The following is a 2,516-nucleotide window of genomic DNA, read 5'->3' as shown; positions in this document are numbered from 1 at the left end:
AAACGCCCGGTTACATTTCGAACCCGGAAGCTAAGCCTCACAGCGCCGATGGTACTGCAGGGGGGACCCTGTGGGAGAGTAGGACGCCGCCGAACAATCTTTGGAGGACCCCTGGTCCCAGCGTTCAGCTGGGACCAGGGGTCCTTTTGTTTTTACAATGCTTGTTGTACCTGAAGACAGGAGTCATCCGATGGCCACCAACTCTCCCGACGACCGACCGGAGCGCGACCAGCGGCGACGGGACAGTGGTGACCGCGGTGAACGCGGCGGCTACCGCGGTGCCCCGCGCCGTAGCGGCGGCAACGACCGTGGTGACCGCGGTGGTTACGACCGTGGCGGCTACGGCCGGCGCGACGACAACCGCCGTGACGACAACCGTGGCGACCGCGGCGGCGACCGTCCGTCCTTCCGCCGTGACGACCGCAGCGGTGGTGACCGTCCGTCGTACCCGCGTCGTGACGACAACCGTGGTGGGGACCGTCCGTCGTACCCCCGTCGTGACGACGACCGTGGTGGTTTCCGTCGCGACGACCGTCGTGACGACAGCCGTGGTGACCGTGGCGGTTTCCGCCGTGACGACAACCGTGGTGGCGGCGACCGTCCGTCCTACCCCCGTCGTGACGACAACCGTGGCGACCGTGGCGGCTTCCGCCGGGACGACCGTCGCGACGATCGCGGTGGCGACCGTGGTGGTTTCCGGGGCCGTGATGACCGGGGCGGCGACCGCCCGTCGTACCCCCGCCGTGACGACAACCGTGGCGACCGTGGCGGCTTCCGCCGCGATGACCGCAGCGGTGGTGACCGTCCGTCGTACCCGCGTCGTGACGACCGTGGCAGCGACCGTCCCTCGTACCCGCGCCGTGACGACGACCGTGGTGGTTTCCGTCGCGATGACCGTCGGGACGACAGCCGTGGTGACCGTGGCGGCTTCCGCCGTGACGACAACCGTGGCGGCGACCGCCCGTCCTACCCGCGTCGTGATGACCGTGGCAGCGACCGTCCCTCGTACCCCCGTCGCGATGACGACCGTGGCGGCTTCCGCCGCGACGACAACCGTGGTGGTGGCGACCGTCCGTCCTACCCGCGTCGCGATGACCGTGGCAGCGACCGTCCCTCGTACCCCCGTCGTGACGACGACCGTGGTGGTTTCCGCCGTGACGACCGTCGTGACGACAGCCGTGGTGACCGTGGCGGCTTCCGCCGCGATGACCGCAGCGGTGGCGACCGCCCGTCCTACCCCCGTCGCGATGACCGTGGCAGCGACCGTCCCTCGTACCCCCGTCGCGATGACGACCGTGGCGGCTTCCGCCGTGACGACCGTCGCGATGACCGCGGTGGCGACCGTGGTGGTTTCCGGGGCCGTGACGACCGGGGCGGCGACCGCCCGTCGTACCCCCGCCGTGACGACCGTGGTGGGCGTCCCACCGGCGGTGGGTTCCGGGGGCGGGACGACCGGCGTGGTGGGGACGACCGTCGGGGTGGTTTCCGGGGCCGGGACGACCGGGACCGGGACCGTGACCGCGACCGGGAGCCGATCAAGCGGCTGCCGATCCCCGATGACGTCACCGGTGACGAGGTCGACAAGGACGTGCGGCAGGAGCTCCAGAGCCTGCCGAAGACGCTCGCCGAGGACGTCGCCCGCAACCTGGTGATGGTCGCGCGGCTCATCGACGAGGACCCCGAGGGCGCCTACGGCTACTCCCGGGTGGCCCTGCGTCTGGCGTCCCGTGTCGCCGCCGTCCGCGAGGCGGCCGGTTTCGCGGCGTACGCGAACCAGAAGTACTCCGAGGCCCTGGCCGAGTTCCGGGCCGCGCGGCGGATGACCGGCAACACGGACCTGTGGCCCGTGATGGCCGACTGCGAGCGCGGTCTGGGCCGTCCGGAGAAGACGCTGGACATGGCCGGCGCCCCCGAGGTGCAGAAGCTGGACAAGGCCGGTCAGGTCGAGATGCGTCTCGTCGCCGCCGGTGCCCGGCGTGACATGGACCAGCTGGACGCGGCGATCGTGACGCTCCAGAGCCCCGAGCTGGCCTCCAACTCGGTGCAGCCGTGGACCGCGCGTCTGCGGTACGCCTACGCCGACGCCCTGCTGGCCGCCGGCCGTGAGACCGAGGCGCGCGAGTGGTTCGCCAAGGCCGTCGAGGCCGACCGTGACGGCAGCACCGACGCCTCCGACCGGCTCGCCGAGCTGGACGGCGTGGAGTTCGTCGACGCCCTCGACGAGGAGGAGACCGCGGGCGACGCCACCGTCACCGTCACCGAGACCGTGACCGAGACCCCGGCCGTCAAGGACGAGGACCAGGACGAGGACGACGAGCCGGCCACCGAGCCCGTCGAGTCCGCCGCGCGCGACGCCGACGAGGACTGACGCGTCACGCGCTGACCACAGCACATGAGTGAGGGGCGGAACCCGGCCGGGTTCCGCCCCTCACTCATGTCCGGGCCCCGGCGGGCCCCCGGGGACGCTTTCCAGCACCCCCCGCACCCCCCCCGCCGCCGGCATGCGGGCGGCCGAC

The 2,516-nt window shown here is 72.0% G+C and carries 1 protein-coding gene, 1 rRNA gene and 1 pseudogene; all 3 read left to right on the top strand.

The genetic code is table 11. The features are described 5' to 3' along the window. A 5S ribosomal RNA gene (rrf, locus tag AB0898_RS31790) occupies positions 1–95 on the top strand; the annotation flags it as partial. A gap of 353 nt (positions 96–448) precedes the next feature. Beyond that, positions 449–1,465 (top strand): annotated as a pseudogene (locus tag AB0898_RS31785) (hypothetical protein); the annotation flags it as partial. Positions 1,466–1,588: 123 nt separating this feature from the next. Beyond that, positions 1,589–2,368 carry a hypothetical protein gene (locus AB0898_RS31780; protein ID WP_366806529.1) on the top strand — a complete coding sequence of 260 codons (780 nt, stop codon included), beginning with the start codon at positions 1,589–1,591 and terminating at the stop codon, positions 2,366–2,368. The last annotated feature ends 148 nt before the right edge of the window (positions 2,369–2,516 follow it).

Origin of the sequence: Streptomyces sp. NPDC005435 (assembly GCF_040703155.1) — a bacterium.
In the GTDB taxonomy this organism is placed as follows: domain Bacteria; phylum Actinomycetota; class Actinomycetes; order Streptomycetales; family Streptomycetaceae; genus Streptomyces.
Note: the sequence above shows the minus strand (reverse complement) of the source record. Positions and strands in the feature narration are given on the sequence as shown.